Origin of the sequence: Pseudomonas sp. JAI120 (genome assembly GCF_014207255.1) — a bacterium.
Taxonomy (GTDB): domain Bacteria; phylum Pseudomonadota; class Gammaproteobacteria; order Pseudomonadales; family Pseudomonadaceae; genus Aquipseudomonas.
On sequence record NZ_JACHCZ010000003.1, the window covers coordinates 668,033 to 686,640 of the forward strand.

The 18,608-nt window shown below is 61.4% G+C and carries 19 protein-coding genes; 10 read left to right on the forward strand and 9 right to left on the reverse strand.

Going from position 1 to position 18,608, the window contains the following annotated elements; all coding sequences use genetic code 11:
* The first annotated feature begins 1 nt into the window (after position 1).
* Both HDC32_RS20560 and HDC32_RS20565 read left to right on the forward strand, forming a co-directional pair.
* A complete protein-coding gene (locus HDC32_RS20560; protein ID WP_145338372.1) occupies positions 2 to 559 on the forward strand; it encodes a DNA-3-methyladenine glycosylase I in 558 nt (185 codons plus the stop codon).
* A gap of 40 nt (positions 560 to 599) precedes the next feature.
* Positions 600 to 1,487 (forward strand): lysophospholipid acyltransferase, encoded by an 888-nt coding sequence (locus HDC32_RS20565; protein WP_131699621.1) that lies wholly within the window; start codon positions 600 to 602, stop codon positions 1,485 to 1,487.
* Between the two features lie 123 nt (positions 1,488 to 1,610).
* On the opposite strand, the gene HDC32_RS20570 is transcribed toward HDC32_RS20565, so the two are convergent.
* From HDC32_RS20570 to def, 5 genes are all read right to left on the reverse strand, one after another.
* The gene (locus HDC32_RS20570) at positions 1,611 to 1,922 is read right to left on the reverse strand and encodes a lipopolysaccharide assembly protein LapB (protein ID WP_131699620.1); all 312 of its coding nucleotides are present in this window, start codon (positions 1,920 to 1,922) and stop codon (positions 1,611 to 1,613) included.
* 18 nt (positions 1,923 to 1,940) lie between these two features.
* Complete coding sequence (gene trkA / locus HDC32_RS20575; RefSeq protein WP_131699619.1) at positions 1,941 to 3,314, reverse strand: Trk system potassium transporter TrkA; 1,374 nt, start codon at positions 3,312 to 3,314, stop codon at positions 1,941 to 1,943.
* 22 nt (positions 3,315 to 3,336) lie between these two features.
* Entirely contained in the window at positions 3,337 to 4,647 is a 1,311-nt protein-coding gene (gene rsmB, locus HDC32_RS20580; protein ID WP_131699618.1) for a 16S rRNA (cytosine(967)-C(5))-methyltransferase RsmB, read from the reverse strand.
* Positions 4,644 to 5,597 (reverse strand): methionyl-tRNA formyltransferase, encoded by a 954-nt coding sequence (gene fmt, locus HDC32_RS20585; RefSeq protein ID WP_184745269.1) that lies wholly within the window; start codon positions 5,595 to 5,597, stop codon positions 4,644 to 4,646. The genes rsmB and fmt overlap by 4 nt, the downstream gene beginning before the upstream one ends.
* A 69-nt stretch (positions 5,598 to 5,666) precedes the next feature.
* On the reverse strand, positions 5,667 to 6,173 hold the full coding sequence (gene def / locus HDC32_RS20590; RefSeq protein WP_053127413.1) for a peptide deformylase: 507 nt from the start codon (positions 6,171 to 6,173) through the stop codon (positions 5,667 to 5,669).
* Between the two features lie 136 nt (positions 6,174 to 6,309).
* On the opposite strand from def, the gene HDC32_RS20595 reads away from it, so the two are divergent.
* From HDC32_RS20595 to HDC32_RS20605, 3 genes are all read left to right on the forward strand, one after another.
* Positions 6,310 to 7,086, forward strand: a complete 777-nt coding sequence (locus HDC32_RS20595) for a peptidoglycan-binding protein (protein WP_184745271.1) — start codon at positions 6,310 to 6,312, stop codon at positions 7,084 to 7,086.
* A 63-nt stretch (positions 7,087 to 7,149) separates the two neighbouring features.
* A complete protein-coding gene (gene dprA, locus HDC32_RS20600) occupies positions 7,150 to 8,253 on the forward strand; it encodes a DNA-processing protein DprA (RefSeq protein WP_184745273.1) in 1,104 nt (367 codons plus the stop codon).
* 75 nt (positions 8,254 to 8,328) lie between these two features.
* The gene (locus HDC32_RS20605) at positions 8,329 to 8,886 is read left to right on the forward strand and encodes an L-threonylcarbamoyladenylate synthase (protein ID WP_027608149.1); all 558 of its coding nucleotides are present in this window, start codon (positions 8,329 to 8,331) and stop codon (positions 8,884 to 8,886) included.
* A gap of 102 nt (positions 8,887 to 8,988) precedes the next feature.
* Here the strand turns inward: HDC32_RS20605 and HDC32_RS20610 are convergent, their stop codons facing one another.
* The gene (locus HDC32_RS20610) at positions 8,989 to 9,966 is read right to left on the reverse strand and encodes a quinone oxidoreductase (RefSeq protein ID WP_184745275.1); all 978 of its coding nucleotides are present in this window, start codon (positions 9,964 to 9,966) and stop codon (positions 8,989 to 8,991) included.
* 160 nt (positions 9,967 to 10,126) lie between these two features.
* Here HDC32_RS20610 and hemF point away from each other — a divergent pair, with 160 nt between their 5' ends.
* Entirely contained in the window at positions 10,127 to 11,059 is a 933-nt protein-coding gene (gene hemF, locus HDC32_RS20615; RefSeq protein ID WP_053127403.1) for an oxygen-dependent coproporphyrinogen oxidase, read from the forward strand.
* Positions 11,059 to 11,880, forward strand: coding sequence for a shikimate dehydrogenase (aroE, locus tag HDC32_RS20620; RefSeq protein WP_184745277.1), 822 nt, complete (start codon positions 11,059 to 11,061; stop codon positions 11,878 to 11,880). Before hemF ends, aroE begins: the two co-directional genes overlap by 1 nt.
* Here aroE and HDC32_RS20625 read toward each other — a convergent pair whose 3' ends face one another.
* From HDC32_RS20625 to betC, 3 genes are all read right to left on the reverse strand, one after another.
* Positions 11,881 to 13,449 carry a SulP family inorganic anion transporter gene (locus tag HDC32_RS20625; RefSeq protein WP_167655877.1) on the reverse strand — a complete coding sequence of 523 codons (1,569 nt, stop codon included), beginning with the start codon at positions 13,447 to 13,449 and terminating at the stop codon, positions 11,881 to 11,883.
* Positions 13,450 to 13,608: 159 nt separating this feature from the next.
* Entirely contained in the window at positions 13,609 to 14,523 is a 915-nt protein-coding gene (choX, locus tag HDC32_RS20630) for a choline ABC transporter substrate-binding protein (RefSeq protein ID WP_053127397.1), read from the reverse strand.
* A 15-nt stretch (positions 14,524 to 14,538) separates the two neighbouring features.
* The gene (gene betC / locus HDC32_RS20635) at positions 14,539 to 16,053 is read right to left on the reverse strand and encodes a choline-sulfatase (RefSeq protein WP_145338366.1); all 1,515 of its coding nucleotides are present in this window, start codon (positions 16,051 to 16,053) and stop codon (positions 14,539 to 14,541) included.
* 103 nt (positions 16,054 to 16,156) lie between these two features.
* On the opposite strand from betC, the gene HDC32_RS20640 reads away from it, so the two are divergent.
* The 3 genes from HDC32_RS20640 to HDC32_RS20650 all read left to right on the forward strand — a co-directional run bounded on the left by HDC32_RS20640 (position 16,157) and on the right by HDC32_RS20650 (position 18,608).
* Positions 16,157 to 17,107, forward strand: coding sequence for a choline sulfate utilization transcriptional regulator (locus HDC32_RS20640; protein WP_167655874.1), 951 nt, complete (start codon positions 16,157 to 16,159; stop codon positions 17,105 to 17,107).
* A gap of 31 nt (positions 17,108 to 17,138) precedes the next feature.
* Positions 17,139 to 17,465 (forward strand): DOPA 4,5-dioxygenase family protein, encoded by a 327-nt coding sequence (locus tag HDC32_RS20645; protein ID WP_131699609.1) that lies wholly within the window; start codon positions 17,139 to 17,141, stop codon positions 17,463 to 17,465.
* 177 nt (positions 17,466 to 17,642) lie between these two features.
* Positions 17,643 to 18,608, forward strand: a complete 966-nt coding sequence (locus HDC32_RS20650; RefSeq protein ID WP_131699608.1) for a 2-dehydro-3-deoxygalactonokinase — start codon at positions 17,643 to 17,645, stop codon at positions 18,606 to 18,608.

Consider the following 18,608-nt stretch of genomic DNA (forward strand, 5'->3'; position numbering starts at 1 on the left):
TATGCCACGCTGCTTTTGGTGTTCTGAAGATCCGCTGTACATGGCTTATCACGATCAGGAGTGGGGAACGCCGCTGCGCGATGCGCAGGGTTTGTTCGAGTTGCTTTTGCTCGAAGGGTTCCAGGCGGGCCTGTCCTGGATCACCGTTTTACGCAAACGCGAGCATTATCGAAAGGTCTTGTTTGGTTTTGATGCCCGGCGTTTGGCACAGCTGACCGATGCCGAGATCGAAGCACTGATGCTCGACCCAGGCATTGTGCGTAACCGCCTCAAGCTCAACGCCACCCGGCGCAACGCTGCGGCCTGGCTGGCGCTTGAAGATCCGGTGGGGTTGCTCTGGTCGTTTGTCGGCGGCGTGCCCAAGGTCAATCACTTCAAGGATCGCAGCGAAGTCCCGGCGATTACGCCGGAGGCTGAAGCCATGAGCAAAGCACTCAAGAAAGCCGGCTTCACCTTTGTCGGCCCTACCATCTGTTACGCGTTCATGCAGGCCTCGGGCATGGTCATGGACCACACTCAGGACTGCGACCGTTACGCGGACTTGGCCAACGCCGGTTAGAATGGCGGCTTTGCGCACCACACACGATCAGGAGTGACCTGTGGAAAAGTTTAAAGGCGCCTTGCTGGTAGGCGCTCTTCGGTTGTTTGCCCTGCTGCCATGGCGCGCGGTGCAAGCCGTGGGTTCGGCCATCGGCTGGGTCATGTGGAAAACCCCCAACCGCTCCCGTGAAACGGTGCGGATCAACCTCTCAAAATGCTTCCCCGACATGGACCCCGCCGCGCGCGAGCGCCTGGTCGGCCAGAGCCTGAAGGACATCGGCAAGTCCCTGACCGAAAGCGCCTGCGCCTGGATCTGGCCGGCCCAGCGTTCCATCGACCTGGTGCGCGAAGTCGAAGGCCTTGAGGTGCTGCACGAAGCTCTGGCCTCGGGCAAAGGTGTAGTCGGCATCACCAGCCACCTGGGCAATTGGGAGGTGTTGAACCACTTCTATTGCAGCCAGTGCAAACCGATCATTTTTTACCGCCCGCCCAAGCTCAAGGCGGTGGATGAGTTGCTGCGCAAGCAGCGCGTACAACTGGGTAACCGCGTGGCGGCGTCCACCAAGGAAGGCATCCTCAGTGTGATCAAGGAAGTGCGCAAAGGCGGCCAGGTGGGTATTCCGGCCGACCCGGAGCCGGCCGAATCCGCGGGGATCTTCGTGCCGTTCTTCGCCACCCAGGCGCTCACCAGCAAGTTCGTGCCGAACATGCTCGCCGGCCACAAGGCCGTGGGGGTGTTCCTGCACGCACTGCGGCTGCCGGACGGTTCGGGCTACAAAGTGATCCTGGAAGCGGCGCCGGAAGACATGTACAGCACCGACACCGCCACCTCCTGCGCGGCGATGAGCAAGGTGGTGGAGCGCTACGTCGGCGCTTACCCGAGCCAGTACATGTGGAGCATGAAGCGCTTCAAGAAACGCCCGCCGGGTGAAGAGCGGTGGTATTGACCCAGAGCCAATACCAAACCAAATGTGGGAGGGGGCTTGCCCCGATAGCAGTGTGTCAGCCAATGCATATTTGACTGAACCGCCGCTATCGGGAGCAAGCCCCCTCCCATATTTTCGATCTGCTTAGCTTTGGCGGTCGAGTTTCTTCAGGAACACCGTCATCTCTTTCTCGGCCTGCTTGTCGCCATGGGCCTGGGCCGCTTCGATGCCCTTCTCCCACGCCTGTCGCGCTGCGGCGCTATCACCCTGACCCAACTGCGCCTTGCCCAACAACTTCCACGCCGCCGAATACTTCGGATCGAACTCGACGCACTTGCCTAGATGCTCCGCCGCCTTGGTATTGTCCTTCAAGTCCAGATAACCCTTGCCCAGCCCAAAGCGCAGCAGCGAGTTATCCACCCCCTTGGCGAGCATTTTTTCCAGGGATTCGAGCATGTCGGTCACTCCGGTTGATCAGAAAAAGCTCAATCCCACGTGGAACAACTTCTCCACATCGCGGATATGTTTTTTATCCACTAGGAACAGGATCACGTGGTCACCCGTGGCGATCACCGTGTCGTCGTGGGCGATGATCACTTCCTCATCACGAATAATTGCGCCAATGGTGGTGCCCGGCGGCAGGCCTATATCGCGGATGGCCTTGCCGATCACTTTGCTCGATTTCGAATCACCGTGGGCAATCGCCTCGATGGCCTCCGCCGCCCCCCGGCGCAGGGAGTGCACGCTGACGATATCGCCCCGGCGCACGTGGGCGAGCAAGGTACCGATGGTGGCCAGCTGCGGGCTGATGGCGATGTCGATATCGCCGCCCTGGATCAGGTCGACATAGGCCGGGTTGTTGATGATGGTCATCACCTTCTTCGCCCCCAGCCGCTTGGCCAGCAGCGACGACATGATGTTGGCCTCGTCATCGTTGGTCAGGGCCAGGAAGATGTCGGCGTCGGCGATGTTTTCTTCCATCAGCAGGTCGCGGTCCGAGGCGCTGCCTTGCAGTACGACAGTGCTGTCCAGGGTGTCGGACAAATGCCGGCAGCGTGCCGGGCTCATCTCGATGATCTTCACCTGGTAACGACTCTCGATCGCTTCGGCCAGGCGCTCGCCAATCTGTCCGCCGCCGGCGATGACGATGCGTTTGTAGTTCTCATCGAGCCGACGCATTTCACTCATGACGGCACGAATATTCGCTTTGGCAGCGATGAAGAATACTTCGTCATCGGCCTCGATCACCGTATCGCCCTGGGGCAGGATCGGCCGGTCACGCCGAAAAATCGCGGCTACGCGGGTTTCCACATTCGGCATGTGTTCACGCAGTTGACGCAACTGCTGACCCACCAGCGGCCCACCGTAATAGGCCTTCACAGCCACCAACTGCGCCTTGCCGCCAGCGAAGTCGATCACCTGCAAGGCGCCCGGAATTTCGATCAGGCGCTTGATGTAATGGGTCACCACTTGTTCCGGGCTGATCAACACGTCAACCGGAATAGCGTCGTTATCAAACAGCCCGGCGCGGGTCAGGTAGGCGGCTTCACGCACCCGGGCGATTTTGGTCGGGGTGTGGAACAGGGTATGGGCCACCTGGCACGCGACCATATTGGTCTCATCGCTGTTGGTAACGGCAACCAGCATGTCGGCATCGTCGGCGCCCGCCTGACGCAGCACGGTAGGAAACGATGCACGCCCTTGCACAGTGCGGATGTCCAGGCGGTCGCCCAGGTTGCGCAGGCGCTCGGCATCGGTGTCGACCACGGTGATGTCATTGGCTTCACCGGCCAAATGTTCGGCCAGTGTGCCGCCAACCTGCCCTGCTCCAAGGATGATGATTTTCATCCGGTCACTCCCTTAAACCCGTTCAGCCGCGCGCGGCGGCGATCTTGATCAGTTTGGCGTAGTAGAAACCATCATGCCCGCTTTCCTGCGCAAGTAACTGGCGGCCATGGGGCTGCTTGATACCGGCGGCCGTGGCGAGGTCCAGTTCCCGCGCGCCGCTGGTGCGGGCGAGGAAGGCTTGGATGACTTCGGTGTTTTCGGTCGGCATGGTGGAGCAGGTGGCGTAAAGCAGGATGCCGCCGACTTCGAGGGTCGGCCACAGTGCGTCGAGCAGTTCACCTTGCAGCACCGCCAGGGCGGCGATGTCGTCGGGTTGGCGGGTGAGCTTGATGTCCGGGTGACGGCGGATCACACCGGTGGCGGAACACGGCGCGTCGAGCAGGATGCGTTGGAACGGTTTGCCGTCCCACCAGCTGTCGGTGTCGCGGCCGTCGGCGGCGATCAGCTCGGCGCTGAGGCCCAGGCGTGCGAGGTTCTCCCGTACGCGTACCAGGCGCTTGGCTTCCAGATCGACAGCCACTACACCGGCCAGGTCCTTTTCAACTTCGAGGATATGACACGTCTTACCGCCCGGAGCACAGCAGGCGTCCAGTACACGCTGACCGGGAGCCAGGTCTAGCAGGTCGGCGGCCAGTTGCGCGGCTTCGTCCTGCACACTGATCCAGCCTTCGGCGAAGCCCGGCAGGCTGCGCACGTCGGTGGCCGCTTCCAGCACGATGCCGTCGGTGCTGTACACGCATGGCGTGGCGTTGATACCTGCGTTCGTCAGCAATTGCAGATACGCATCACGGCTGTGATGGCGACGATTGACCCGCAGGATCATCGGCGGGTGCGCATTGTTGGCCGCGCAAATGGCTTCCCATTGCTCGGGCCAGAAGGCCTTCAGGGATTTTTGCAGCCAGCGCGGGTGAGCGGTGCGCACCACCGGGTCATGTTCCAACTCGGCCAGCAGTGCTTCGCTTTCGCGCTGGGCGCGGCGCAGTACCGCGTTGAGCAGGGCCTTGGCCCAGGGCTTTTTCAGCTTGTCGGCGCAACCGACGGTTTCACCGATGGCGGCGTGGGCCGGCACGCGGGTGTAGAGCAGTTGATAGAGACCGACCAGCAGCAGCGCCTCGACATCAGCATCGGCCGCCTTAAACGGCTTTTGCAGCAGCTTGGCTGCCAGTGCCGACAACCGTGGTTGCCAGCGGGCGGTGCCGAAGGCCAGGTCTTGGGTGAAACCGCGATCGCGGTCTTCGACCTTGTCCAACTGCATGGGCAGCGAACTGTTCAGCGAAGCCTTGCCGTTGAGTACGGCGGCCAGAGCCTTGGCGGCGGCCAGACGTGGGTTCATTGGGCTGCCACCCCGAGGATCGTGCCCAGGGAAAATTTCTCACGTCGACTGTTGTACAAATCGCTGAAATTAAGCGCTTTGCCACCGGGCAATTGCAGACGGGTCAGGCACAGCGCCTGTTCGCCGCAAGCGACCAGCAGGCCGTCCTTGCTGGCGCCGATGATTTCACCGGGTGCGCCTTTGCCGTCGGCCAAGGTCGCGGTCAACACTTTCAAGGCTTCGCCATTGAGGGCGCTGTGGCAGATCGGCCACGGGTTGAAGGCACGCACCAGGCGTTCCAGCTCCACCGCCGGGCGGCTCCAGTCGATGCGGGCTTCGTCCTTGTTCAGCTTGTGGGCGTAGGTGGCCAGGTTGTCGTCCTGCACCTCACCGTGCAGGGTTCCGGCAGCGAGACCGGCAATGGCCTGAATCACGGCGGGCGGGCCCATCTCGGCGAGGCGGTCGTGCAGGCTGCCACCCGTGTCTGCGCCCGTGATCGGGGTGGTGACTTTGAGCAGCATCGGGCCGGTGTCCAAACCCGCCTCCATGCGCATCACGGTCACGCCGCTTTCGCTGTCGCCTGCCTCCACGGCACGTTGGATCGGCGCTGCACCGCGCCAGCGTGGCAGCAGTGAGGCGTGGCTGTTGATACAACCCAGGCGGGGAATATCCAGCACGACCTGGGGCAGGATCAAACCGTAGGCCACCACCACCAGCAGGTCCGGTTGCAGCGCCGCCAGTTCAGCCTGGGCCTCGGCGTTGCGCAGGGTCGGCGGTTGCAGCACGGGGATGTTGTGTTCCAGCGCCAACTGCTTGACCGGGCTCGGCATTAGTTTTTGCCCGCGACCGGCCGGGCGGTCCGGCTGGGTGTACACCGCGACGATGTCATAAGGGCTGGCAAGCAGGGCCTTGAGGTGTTCGGCGGCAAATTCAGGCGTGCCGGCAAAAACAATGCGCAATGGCTCGGTCATGGGAAGTCTCGGTTAAAAGCAGTCACAAAAGAAAAAGGCTTGCCGCAGCAAGCCTTTGGAAGGAGGGCATCAAGCTTGCTGGCGATGCTTTTTTTCCAGCTTCTTCTTGATCCGGTCGCGTTTGAGCGTGGACAGGTAATCGACAAACAGCTTGCCGTTGAGGTGGTCGCATTCGTGCTGGATGCACACGGCCAGCAGGCCTTCGGCGATCAGTTCGAACGGCTTGCCGTCGCGGTCCAGGGCCTTGATCTTCACGCGCAATGGCCGTTCGACGTTCTCGTAGAACTCCGGCACCGACAGGCAACCTTCCTGGTATTCGCCCATCTCGTCGGTCAGCGGTTCGAACTCGGGGTTGATGTACACCCGTGGTTCGCTGCGATCTTCCGACAGGTCCATGACCACGACGCGCTGATGCACGTTGACCTGGGTCGCGGCGAGGCCAATACCCGGGGCTTCATACATTGTTTCAAACATGTCATCGACCAGCTGACGAACCTTGTCGTCCACTACGGCCACCGGCTTGGCGATTGTGCGCAGGCGCGAGTCGGGGAATTCGAGGATGTTCAAAATAGCCATAAGCGTAATTGCTGCACATGTGAGGTAGAGGCAAATCGGCGGTGGGAATGGACCCATACGGCCGGTGTGAAACGCCCGAAAGCCGCGAAGGCTGTGGCATTTCACGCGAACGCACATAATAAAGGAGATTCACCCCATGAGGAAATCGCTACTCGTCTTGCTGCTATGGGCCCCGTTCGCCATGGCCCTGCTTCCACAACCCGGCCCGCGGCTGGATCAAGCGACGCAACAGGCCATTCAACGTTTCTTGTTACACAATCGCATTCTCGATACTCCCATGGACTTGGACAACGCGCCCTACGTCGTCGCGGCGGATGCAGGTCGGGTATTGGGCGCCCAGGGTGAGCGTGTATACGCCAGGGGCGTGTTGGACCCGGCCCAGCCAAGCTACGGGATCTTTCGCCGAGGCAAGGTCTACACCGATCCGCAAACCCGGGAGCTGTTGGGGATCAACGCCGACGACATCGGCACCGCACGGTTTGTGACGGCTGGCGACCTGAGCACCCTGGCCCTGCAGCGCGTGACCCAGGAAGTACGCCCCGGCGACCGTTTGCTCCGTGCTCAACCGCCTGTCGCACTGGACCGCGTAGAACGGTCGAAGCCCGTGTCTTTTATAGAAGGACACATCATCGACGTTCCCAAAGGCGTCACCCATATCGGCGTACTGGACGCCGTGATCCTGAATAAAGGTCGTCGCGAGGGGCTGGTCGAAGGCCAGTTGCTGAGCGTTATCAAAACCGGCGGCACCGTACGCGACACCCTCACTGGCGCTCCGGTGAAGCTTCCCGATGAGCGTGCCGGCACCCTGCTGGTGTTTCGCACCTACGAAAAGCTCAGCTACGGCCTGGTCCTCAGTGCCTCGCGCGCACTGGCGATAACGGACCGTTTCGAGACTGCCCCTCCAGCGCAATAAATAGCCTGCTAAATAAGTTACCAACAGAGTTATCCACAGCTTGTTCCGGTCAAGGATGATCAGATGTTTCCGATAAGCAGCAGTGAAATTTCCCCTTCAGAACTGGAAGCCCGCCTACGCTTGCACAGGCTGCCGGAAGTAGGCCCGAAGCGTTTTAGGTTGTTAATCGAAGCGTTCGGTAGTGCCTCAAAGGCCATCAGTGCCCCTGCCAGTGCCTGGCGTTCTCTGGGATTGCCGCCCATCAGCGCCGATGCCCGACGTAGCCATGAAATTCGCGACGGTGCCAGTGAGGCATTGGCATGGTTGGAGCGTCAGGGCCAGCATTTGCTGATGTGGGACCAACCTGAGTACCCGGCACTGCTCGCCCAGATAGACGACGCCCCGCCACTTTTATTCGTCACCGGCGACCCCGGGATCCTGGAAAAACCGCAACTGGCGATGGTCGGCAGCCGCCGTGCGTCCCGCCCCGGCATGGACACGGCCGCTGCATTTTCCCGCAGCCTGGCGAGCGCCGGTTTTGTCATCACCAGTGGCCTTGCGCTGGGTATCGACGGTGCGGCCCATCAAGCAGCGTTGGATGTGGGGGGGCATACAATCGGTGTACTCGGCACGGGCCTGGAAAATCTTTATCCACAGCGCCATCGGCGGCTTGCGGCGGCGATGATTGCCCAGGGCAGCGCCGTGGTTTCTGAGTTTCCGCTGGACGCCGCGCCCCAGGCCGGTAACTTTCCTCGGCGCAACCGCATCATCAGCGGCCTATCCCTGGGCGTGCTGGTGGTGGAAGCCAGCATGGCCAGCGGCTCGCTGATCACTGCCAAGCTTGCGGCCGAGCAAGGGCGAGAGGTGTATGCGATCCCGGGCTCCATCCATCATCCCGGAGCCAAGGGCTGTCACCAGTTGATCCGTGATGGCGCGATGCTGGTGGAGACCATTGAACACATCCTCGAAGGTTTGCGTGGCTGGCAGGCATTGTCGCGCCCGGCGCCGATGCCCGTCATACATCCTTTGGTGGCGCTGTTGCACGCGGCACCCCATACCAGCGAAGCCCTGGCGATTGCCAGCGGGCGCTCGTTGGCCCAGGTGCTGGCGACCCTCACGGAGTTGGAGCTTGAAGGCCAGGTGATCTGCGAAAGCGGGCGCTGGCTTGCGCGTCACCAGCTTTTGTAGCGGCCGGTTTTTTGGAACTAGGTTTTGTAAAGAAGATCGGTAAACTGCCCAGAGCTTTAGTCCGGAGAGTAAACAATGGTCAACAGGTGGCGTGTGCTGGAAGCCGCACGAGAAATTCGCGCAGGCGCGGTGATTGCCTATCCAACCGAAGCGGTCTGGGGCTTGGGCTGTGATCCTTGGAACGAAGAGGCGGTGGATCGGCTGCTGGCGATCAAGAACCGTTCAGTGGACAAGGGCCTGATCCTGGTGGCAGACAATATTCGCCAGTTCGACTTTCTGTTCGAAGACTTCCCGGATACCTGGATCGAACGTATGGCCAGCACCTGGCCTGGGCCGAATACCTGGCTGGTACCGCATCAGGATTTGTTGCCGGAATGGGTCACCGGTGTGCACGACACGGTGGCGCTGCGGGTGAGCGATCATCCACTGGTGCGGGATTTGTGCGCGCTGGTGGGACCGTTGATTTCTACCTCAGCCAACCCCCAGGGCCGCCCGGCGGCACGCACGCGGATTCGTGTGGAGCAGTATTTCCGCGGGCAGGTGGATTTGGTTTTGGGTGGTGCCTTGGGTGGGCGCAAGAACCCGAGCCTGATTCGTGATTTGGCAACGGGTGAGGTGGTGCGGCCTTCCTGAGACCGCGTCGCATCCATCGCGGGCAAGCGACCTCCCACATTGAACCGCGTCCGTCATGACAACACGGTCAAATGTGGGAGGCGCTTGCCCCCGAAGATTCCCTCAAGGCAACAGAATTGTCGACCCAGTGGTACGCCGCCCCGACAACTCCGTCTGTGCCTTCGCCGCGTCTGCCAGCGAATACCGCTGGTTGATATCAATGCGCACCTTGCCGCTCTTGATCATCGAAAACAGATCATCCGCCATCATCTGCAAGTTCGCCGGGTTGTTGGCGTAGGTCGCCAGGGTCGGCCGTGTTACGTACAGCGAGCCTTTGGCCGCGAGTATCCCCAGGTTCACCCCATCCACCGCGCCCGAAGCATTGCCGAAGCTCACCACCAGACCACGTGGTGCCGCGCTGTCCAATGAGGTCAGCCAGGTGTCCTTGCCGACACCGTCGTACACCACGGGCACCTTTTTGCCGTCGGTCAATTCCAGCACGCGTTGTGCGACGTTTTCCTTGCTGTAGTCGATGGTTTCCCACGCGCCGAGGGATTTGGCCAGGGCGGCTTTCTCTGGCGAGCTGACGGTGCCGATCAGCTTCACGCCCAGTGCCTTGGCCCATTGGCAGGCCAGGGAGCCCACGCCACCAGCAGCGGCGTGGAACAGGATGGTCTCGCCAGCTTTCAGCTCATAGGTCTGGCGCAGCAGGTATTGCACGGTGAGGCCCTTGAGCATGGCACCGGCGGCTTGTTCGAAGCTGATGTCGTCCGGCAGGTGCACCAGGTTGGCGGCGGGCAGCACGTGCAATTCGCTGTAGGCCCCGAGTGGGCCACTGCCGTAGGCCACGCGGTCACCGACTTTAAATTGCGTGACTTCGCTGCCCACCGCATCAACCACGCCGGCGCCTTCTGCGCCCAACCCTGATGGCAGGGCCGGCGGCGCGTAAAGGCCGCTGCGGAAATAGGTATCGATGAAGTTCAGGCCAATCGCCTCGTTACGCACTCGAACCTGCTGCGGGCCCGGCTCTGCCGGTGTGTAGTCCACATATTCAAGTACGTCGGGGCCGCCATGGGCGCTGAACTGGATACGTTTGGCCATCTGCACATCTCCTTGGGTCGATCTCGCGTAGCTCCCTATCGGACTCCTAAGCTTGATCTTCGTCAACTGTGGCGACATGGAGTGCAGTGGTATCCTGTGCGCCCATTTGCCGCCGACGCCCCACGGCCTCGCGTAGCTTTGCCCGATTCAAGGTGATGCCATGACTACCCGCACCGAGGCTGTAAAGGCCTACCTGCTCGACCTGCAAGACCGCATTTGCAGCGCCCTGGAAACCTTCGAGACGGACACTCGCTTTATCGAAGACGCCTGGACCCGGCCTGCCGGCGGTGGCGGTCGCACCCGTGTGATCGAAAACGGTTCGGTCATCGAAAAGGGCGGCGTTAACTTTTCCCACGTATTCGGCAGCGGCCTTCCTCCGTCAGCCAGTGCGCATCGCCCTGAACTGGCCGGTCGCGGCTTTGAAGCCCTGGGCGTGTCGCTGGTGATTCATCCGCACAACCCGCACGTGCCGACGTCCCACGCCAACGTGCGTTTTTTCATCGCCGAAAAAGAAGGCGAAGAGCCGGTGTGGTGGTTCGGTGGCGGCTTCGACCTCACGCCCTACTACGGCAACGAAGAAGACTGCATTCACTGGCACCGCGTGGCCGAGCAGGCCTGCGCGCCCTTTGGCCCGGACGTTTACTCGCGCTACAAGGCCTGGTGCGATACCTACTTCCACATCAAGCACCGCAACGAGCCCCGTGGCATCGGCGGCCTGTTCTTCGATGACTTGAACGAGTGGGACTTCGACACCTGCTTCGCGTTTATCCGCGCCATCGGCGATGCCTACATCGACGCCTACCTGCCGATTGTGCAACGCCGCAAAGCCAGCGCTTATACCGAACAGCAACGCCAGTTCCAGGAATTCCGTCGTGGCCGTTACGTGGAATTCAACCTGGTCTATGACCGTGGCACTTTGTTCGGCCTGCAATCGGGCGGCCGTACCGAGTCGATCCTGATGTCGCTGCCGCCCCAAGTGCGCTGGAGCTACGACTGGAAAGCCGAGGCCGGCAGCGAAGAAGCGCGCCTCACCGACTACTTCCTGCAAGACCGCGACTGGCTGGGCGTCGCCGCGCCCAAGGCGGCTGTCTGATGGATCGTTATGTGGTGTTCGGCAACCCTATCGGCCACAGCAAGTCGCCGCTGATTCACCGTATGTTCGCTGAGCAGACCGGCGAGCAACTGGACTACAGCACCTTGCTCGCGCCCCTGGAGGATTTCACCGGCTGTGCCCGTGAGTTTTTCCAACAGGGCCGAGGTGCCAACGTTACCGTGCCGTTCAAGGAAGACGCCTACCGCCTGGCCAACAGCCTCACCGAACGCGCCCAGCGTGCCGGGGCGGTGAATACGTTGAGCAAACTGGCTGACGGCACGTTGCTCGGCGACAACACCGACGGCGCCGGCCTGGTACGTGACCTGACGGTAAACGCCGGCTTGAATCTGCAAGGCAAACGCATCCTGTTGCTGGGCGCGGGTGGCGCGGTAAGGGGCGCGTTGGAGCCGTTGCTGGCTGAACGGCCCGCTTCGTTGATCATCGCCAACCGCACCGTGGAAAAAGCCGAATTGCTCGCCGAGTTGTTCGACGACCTGGGCCCGGTGTCTGCCAGTGGTTTCGACTGGCTGCGTGAGCCGGTGGACGTGATCATCAATGCCACGTCCGCCAGCCTATCAGGTGATGTACCGCCGATTGCCGGCAGCCTGATCGAACCGGGCAACACGTTTTGCTACGACATGATGTACGCCAAGGAACCGACTGCGTTCTGCCGTTGGGCCAGTGAGCAAGGCGCAGCCGTGGCGATGGATGGCCTGGGCATGCTGGTGGAGCAAGCGGCTGAAGCGTTCTTCCTGTGGCGCGGTGTGCGCCCGGATTCGGCGCCGGTGTTGGCTGAACTGCGCCGGCAGTTGGCGCAGTAATCAATCTTCAAACTGGATGGGGCATTTATCGGCCCCCTCCAGTTTTTTCAACTCGTCCACCACCTGCGGCCTGGCTCGGCGCAATGTCAGGCTACGGCCCAGCCCCCTAAGGCGACGCGCCTCCTGGTGCAGCATCTCCACCCCGGAATAGTCGATAAAGTTGATCTGCTGCGCCTCGATCACCACCCGCTCACCCTGCAAGCTTTGCAGGCGCACTTGCAGGTAATGGCTGGCGCCAAAGAAGATCGACCCGCCCACCCGCAGCACATCCTCTTCTCCATCACGCCATTGTTGAACCCGTGGCTGTGAGGTGCGCTTGAGGTAGAAAAACAACGACGCCAACACGCCCGCATAAATCGCCGTTTGCAACTCAAGCAGCAAGGTGGCGACACAGGTCAGGCTCATCACCACGAATTCTGCACGGCTCACGCGGAACAACGCACGAATACCCCGCCGATCCACCAGGCCCCAGGAAATCAGCAAGATGCTGGCGGCCATGCTCGGGATGGGAATATGCGCGATCAGTGCGGCGCCAAACAGCGCAAATAAGGCCACCCATAATGCGGAAAACACCCCTGCCAGCGGCGAACAGGCGCCTGCCTCATAGCTGAGGCCGGAGCGGGTGAAGGACCCTGCCGACAGATACCCGGAGAAAAATCCGCCAACGATGTTGGATAAACCCTGCGCACGAACTTCCTGGTTGGCATCAAGCAATTGTTGCGAGCGTGCCGACAGCGAACGCGCAATCGACAGGCTGGTCACCAGCCCGAGCATGCCCACCGCAACGGCGCTGGGCAGCAGGCGCAGGATCATGTCCAGATCCAGCGGCAACGGGCTGAACGGCGGCAGCTTGCCGATAAACGAACTGACCAGCGCCACATGCCCGAACGCCCCCGGCCACAGCCAGGCTGCCAGGCTGCCCAAGCCCAGGGCGATCAGCAGCGTTGGCCAGCGAGGCACAAGGTATTTGAGCAGTGCGCCCACCAGCAAAGTACCGAGCCCAAGGGCAAGGGATGCGTGGTCCCACTCGCCAGCGTGGTCGATCAGCGCCAGCAGGCTATTGATCGCTGTGGCCTGGCTCGGTAAATCCAGGCCCAGCAGATTAGGCAGCTGCCCCAGGGCAATCACCACGGCGGCGCCCAAGGTGAAACCCAGCACCACCGAATGCGAGACGAAGTTCACCAGCGCGCCAAAGCGCAGCATGCCCAGCAGCCACTGGAACACCCCGGCCAGGAATGTCAGCAACAGGATCAGGGTGATGTAGTCCTGAGACCCCGGCACAGCCAATGGGCTGACGCTGGCGTACAGCACGATGGAAATCGCCGCCGTGGGGCCACAGATCAGGTGCCAGGATGAACCCCACAGGCACGCGATCAGCACCGGGATGATCGCGGCGTACAGACCGTACTCTGGTGGGAGACCGGCGATCAGCGCGTAGGCAATCGATTGGGGCAGCGCGAGCACGGCGCCGCTGAGGCCGACCAGCGCGTCCCGGCCGACGCTGGCGCGCGTCTGGCGCGCAAGCCAACTGAGGAAGGGGAAGAGTGTATGGCGGTTGGGCCGGGGCATTTATAACTCGGCTGAAAAGGTTTGACTCAGGGTATCAGTACACACGGGTCCTTGTGGGAGGGGGCTTGCTCCCGATATAGGTGGACCCGTCTAAATCTCTCTGACTGGCACTCCGCTATCGGGAGCAAGCCCCCTCCCACATTGGAATAGCGCAAGGCCCTAGAGTTTGGCTTTTACTGCCGGCAACGCGTCCTTGCCATCCACGGTTTTCACGCCGTCCAGCCATTTATCCAGCACCGCTGGGTTCGCCTTGATCCACGCCTTCGCCGCCTCGGCATTGCTGACTTTTTTGTTGACCACCTCAGCCATGATGCTGTTCTCCATCTCCTGGGTGAAACTCAGGTTGGTCAGCAGCTTGCCTACGTTGGGGCAGGCCTGTGCATAACCTTTACGGGTCAAGGTATACACGCTGCCGGTGTCACCAAAGTATTTCTCGCCGCCTTTGAGGTAGTGCATTTTCAACTGCACGTTCATCGGGTGCGGTGTCCAGCCGAGGAAGGTGACGAATTTCTGCTTCTTCACCGCCCGTGATACTTCCGCCAGCATCGCCTGTTCACTGGATTCGATCAGCTTCCACTGGCCGAGGTCGAAGTCATTCTTCTTGATGATCTCCTGCAGCGAGATATTCGCCGGCGCGCCCGAGCCGATGCCGTAGATCTTCTTGTCGAACTTGTCGGCAAATTTGTTCAGGTCGGCAAAGTCATGCACCCCGGCATCCCAGACATAATCCGGCACGGCGAGGGTGAACTCGGTGCCGTCGAGGTTCTTCGCCAGTTGCACCACATCGCCGTTGGCCACGAACTTGTCGTAGAAACCTTGCTGCGCCGGCATCCAGTTACCCAGGAACACATCCACCTGGCCGTCCTTGAGCCCGCCGAAGGTAATCGGCACCGCCAGGGTGTCGACCTTGGCCTTGTAGCCCATGCCGTTGAGCAGAAACCCGGTGATGGCATTGGTGGCGGCGATATCGCTCCAGCCTGGGTCGGCCATCTTTACCGTGTCACAGCTGGTGTCCGCATACGCATTGGCGCTACTCAGCACTAACATGCCCACTACCGCAGTTAACTTTTGCATGGCCTTCCCTCAGTGTTATTGGTTTTGGCAGGGTTGTGGATAACGTGCCTTGCGCTCCAGGTCGTCGAGGTCGATATGGTTGCGCATGTATTGCTGACTGGCGTCTACCAGTGGCTGGTGATCCCAGCTCTTCAGCTTGCCTTCGGTCAGCGCCTCGAACACCAGGCGACGACGGCGTTGGCTGGCGAGCACCTGCTGGTGGATCGCCGGGATGTCCCATTTGGCCCGCGCTTCATTCAAAAACGCCTCGAACAGTGGCCGGTGTTCCGGTGACTGGCTAAGGTCTTCCCGCTCGTGCGGGTCGTTGTGCACATCGAACAGTAGACAAGGGTCGTCTTCGCTGTAGATGAATTTGCAGGCGCCGCGGCGAATCATCATCAGTGGGCTGATGGTGCCTTCGGCCATGTATTCGCCAAAGACTTCGTCGTGCCCGCCCTGCCCTTGCAAGTGCGGGACCAGCGAGCGGCCGTCCAGCGGCAGGCGCGGGTCCAGCTCGCCGCCGGCCAGTTCCACCAGGGTGGGCAGCAGGTCGGCGGTGGACACGGCCTTGGTCACCCGGCCCGGCGCAAATTGCCCCGGGGCACTGACCAGCAGCGGCACGCGGGCGGCCATTTCAAACCAGTGCATTTTGTACCAGAGGCCGCGCTCGCCGAGCATGTCGCCGTGGTCGCCGGAGAAGATGATGATGGTGTCGTCGGCCAGGCCGGTGTCTTCCAGGGTTTGCAGCAGCTTGCCGACATTGCTGTCGATGTAGCTGCACGCGCCGAAGTAGGCGCGGCGGGCGTCGCGGATTTTATCCACAGGCAGCGGCTTGTCCCACAGGTCATAGACCTTGAGCAGACGCTGGGAATGCGGGTCGAGATCTTCCTGGTTCGGCGTTGCAGGCAAAGGGATGTCGTTATCGTCGTACAGGTCCCAGAACGGCTTGGGAATGGTGTACGGGTCGTGGGGATGGGTCATCGACACGGTCAGGCAGAACGGCTGGTCGCCGTCTTCGCGGATGTGGTCGAACAGGTATTGCTGGGCCTTGAACACAACCTCTTCGTCGAAATCCAGCTGGTTGGTACGCACGCACGGGCCGGCTTGCAGCACCGAGGACATGTTGTGGTACCAGGTGGGGCGTACGTCCGGCTCATCCCAGTTCACCGCCCAGCCATAGTCAGCGGGATAGATGTCGCTGGTCAGGCGTTCTTCATAGCCGTGCAGTTGGTCGGGGCCGCAGAAGTGCATCTTGCCCGACAGCGCGGTGCGATAACCGAGGCGCCGCAGGTAGTGGGCATAGGTCGGCACATCGGCAGGGAAATCCGCCGCGTTGTCGTAGGCGCCGATCTTGCTCGGCAATTGGCCGCTGACCAGGGTGAAGCGTGACGGTGCACACAGCGGGCTGTTGCAATAGGCCGCGTCGAACACCACGCCCTGTTCGGCGAGGCGACTCAAATTCGGCAGCTTGATAGGGGAAGGTCCGTAGAACGGAAGCATCGGCGCGGCCATTTGATCGGCCATGATGAAAAGAATGTTCTTGCGCTTCATAGGTCTTCGGCATTCCATAGGCGGTGTTTATGCGAATGAGCATGCAGCCCATGAAAAATGGGGTAAAGCCCATGACGAGCAATGTCTAGGATAAGCACAGCTTATGTATGAAGCCCTTGGAGACCTGTCCCTCGACCTGCTGCGTGCGTTCGAGGCGGCCGCGCGCCATCGCAGCTTTACCGCAGCAGCGATGGAGCTGGGCACCACTCAGCCGGCCATCAGCCAGCAGATCAAGCGCCTGGAAGAACAACTGGCGATCCGCCTGTTTGACCGCATCTATCGGGGCATCGAACTGACCGACGCCGGCGCCCTGCTGTTCGAGCATGTGCAAGGCGGTTTGCAGAGCATCAACCAGGGCCTCAGTGTGATTACCCAGCAGGACCAGCACGAAGTGCTGCAAGTGGCCACAGACTTTGCGTTCGCTGCCTACTGGCTGATGCCGCGCCTGCATCGCTTCCACGCCGCCAACCCGCAGGTGGACGTGAGCCTGGTGACCAGCGAGCGCAACCACGCCACCTTGCGCAGCGATATCGATGTGGCGGTGCTGTTTGGCGATGGCCGTTTCAAGCAGGGCGACAGCCTTTGGCTGTTCAACGAGGAAGTGTTTCCGGTGTGCAGCCCGCAGTGGCTCAAGGACCAGGCCACGCCGCTGACCCTGCAGAACTTGCACGACGTTCCTTTGCTGCACCTGCGCCAGGAAAACAACAACCAGTGGTTCGACTGGAGCGGCGTATTCCGCGAACTGGGCATCACCGCCGCGCCCACGCCCGGCCAGCTGCGATTCGACAACTACACCTTATTGATCCAGGCAGCGATTGCCGGCCAAGGGGTGGCGATCGGCTGGCGCCATTTGGTGGATAACCTGCTGGAACAGAATTGGTTGTGCCGACCGATCGGCAACACGGTGGTTTCGCGCTTTGGCTATTACGTGGTGCAGCCCCAGCGCAAGCGGCGTGGGCAGTTGGTCGAACGTTTCGTCGACTGGTTGCAGGCAGAACAGGCCAGCAGCGCGCAGTCCCTGACCGGACTGGCCCTGCCGTCGATTGCGGTCTAGGATTTGCCGCACATTGGATCCGGAGTCCGTCATGCAACGTATCAAGGGCTACCATGCCCATATCTACTTCGATGCCAGCACCCTCGATCAGGCGCGTGCCTTGTGCGAGGACGGCGCGAAACTGTTCCCGCTGCGCATGGGCCGCGTGCATGAGCGGCCCGTAGGCCCGCACCCGGACTGGAGCTGCCAGTTGGCGTTCGACCCCGAATACATTGGGGTGGTGCTGCCGTGGCTGGCGCTGCATCGCAATGGGCTGGTGGTGTTCCTGCACCCTGAAACCGGCGATGACCTGAAGGATCACACCGATTACGCGATCTGGATGGGTGCGATGCGCGAGCTGGACTTGTCGGCTTTTTAACCCCTCCTTATCAGATAGAACCAGTTTCCTCCCGCAGTAAAAAGCGAGGAGCCTGTAGGATTTATCTCGTTTCATCTCAATATGTGGGACAGTTATTTATATATTGAGATATTGCCAGCCGTAGGTTTATATTCGCCCATCTGCTTTTTTCAGCACCCACTCATTTCAGGTGAAGCGATGCAGGCGCAATTGATCGCGCTCGATTGGGGGACCAGCTCCCTTCGTGCTTACAAACTCGGTCCCGCGGGCGTAGTGCTGGAACAGCGCTCGCTGGCGTCGGGCATCATGCATTTGCCCAGCGAGCCCCGGGACATCGGCGGCGTTCGCTGCAGCGATGGCTTCGAGTTGGCGTTTGATGCAGCGTGCGGCGACTGGCTCGACGCCGAGCCAAACCTGGCGGTGATCGCCTGCGGCATGGTCGGCAGCGCCCAGGGTTGGAGCGAGGCGGCGTATCGCAGTACGCCGGTCGACGTCGCCAGCCTGGGCCAGGCGTTGCACAAGGTGCGCAGCCTGCGCGGTGTCGATGTGCATATCGTGCCCGGAGTGATCGAGCAGGTCGGCTTGCCCAATGTGATGCGCGGTGAAGAAACCCAGGTGCTGGGCGTGCTGCAAAGCCTGTCGGCCAGCGGTGAAATGCTGATCGGCCTGCCCGGCAGCCATTCCAAATGGGTCGAGGTGGTGGAAGGCTGCATCACTCATTTCGACACCTTCATGACCGGTGAACTGTTCGCGGTGCTGAGCAAGCACAGCCTGCTTGGTCGTACGCAAAAGGTATCCGAGCAGTTCCAGGCCGAGGCCTTTGACCGCGGTGTTCAAGTGGCGCTGTCGAACGATGGCCAGCGTGGCGTGCTGTCGACCTTGTTCAGTGCGCGCACTCTGGGACTGACCGGCGAACTCACCCCTGAGCAGCAGCCCGACTACCTGTCCGGCCTGCTGATCGGCCATGAACTGGCCGGCTTGCCAGCCAGTGCACGGCACATACCCATCATCCTGGTGGGCGCCGGCCTGCTCTGCGTGCGCTACCAACGCGCCCTCGCCCTCTGCGGTTTCGCCCACGTCAGCCTGGCGCAGGAAGCGACCGAGCGCGGGCTGTGGCAACTGGCAGTGGCCGCCGGACTCACTCAACCTGCAATGGAGGCCTGA

Bases quoted from the DNA above. Each gene is read 5' to 3' on its own strand.
- HDC32_RS20560 (WP_145338372.1), top strand. From the start codon at position 2: ATGCCACGCTGCTTTTGGTGTTCTGAAGATCCGCTGTACATGGCTTAT.
- HDC32_RS20570 (WP_131699620.1), bottom strand. From the start codon at position 1,922: ATGCTCGAATCCCTGGAAAAAATGCTCGCCAAGGGGGTGGATAACTCG.
- trkA (WP_131699619.1), bottom strand. From the start codon at position 3,314: ATGAAAATCATCATCCTTGGAGCAGGGCAGGTTGGCGGCACACTGGCC.
- rsmB (WP_131699618.1), bottom strand. From the start codon at position 4,647: ATGAACCCACGTCTGGCCGCCGCCAAGGCTCTGGCCGCCGTACTCAAC.
- fmt (WP_184745269.1), bottom strand. From the start codon at position 5,597: ATGACCGAGCCATTGCGCATTGTTTTTGCCGGCACGCCTGAATTTGCC.
- def (WP_053127413.1), bottom strand. From the start codon at position 6,173: ATGGCTATTTTGAACATCCTCGAATTCCCCGACTCGCGCCTGCGCACA.
- HDC32_RS20595 (WP_184745271.1), top strand. From the start codon at position 6,310: ATGAGGAAATCGCTACTCGTCTTGCTGCTATGGGCCCCGTTCGCCATG.
- dprA (WP_184745273.1), top strand. From the start codon at position 7,150: ATGTTTCCGATAAGCAGCAGTGAAATTTCCCCTTCAGAACTGGAAGCC.
- HDC32_RS20605 (WP_027608149.1), top strand. From the start codon at position 8,329: ATGGTCAACAGGTGGCGTGTGCTGGAAGCCGCACGAGAAATTCGCGCA.
- HDC32_RS20610 (WP_184745275.1), bottom strand. From the start codon at position 9,966: ATGGCCAAACGTATCCAGTTCAGCGCCCATGGCGGCCCCGACGTACTT.
- hemF (WP_053127403.1), top strand. From the start codon at position 10,127: ATGACTACCCGCACCGAGGCTGTAAAGGCCTACCTGCTCGACCTGCAA.
- aroE (WP_184745277.1), top strand. From the start codon at position 11,059: ATGGATCGTTATGTGGTGTTCGGCAACCCTATCGGCCACAGCAAGTCG.
- HDC32_RS20625 (WP_167655877.1), bottom strand. From the start codon at position 13,449: ATGCCCCGGCCCAACCGCCATACACTCTTCCCCTTCCTCAGTTGGCTT.
- choX (WP_053127397.1), bottom strand. From the start codon at position 14,523: ATGCAAAAGTTAACTGCGGTAGTGGGCATGTTAGTGCTGAGTAGCGCC.
- betC (WP_145338366.1), bottom strand. From the start codon at position 16,053: ATGAAGCGCAAGAACATTCTTTTCATCATGGCCGATCAAATGGCCGCG.
- HDC32_RS20640 (WP_167655874.1), top strand. From the start codon at position 16,157: ATGTATGAAGCCCTTGGAGACCTGTCCCTCGACCTGCTGCGTGCGTTC.
- HDC32_RS20645 (WP_131699609.1), top strand. From the start codon at position 17,139: ATGCAACGTATCAAGGGCTACCATGCCCATATCTACTTCGATGCCAGC.
- HDC32_RS20650 (WP_131699608.1), top strand. From the start codon at position 17,643: ATGCAGGCGCAATTGATCGCGCTCGATTGGGGGACCAGCTCCCTTCGT.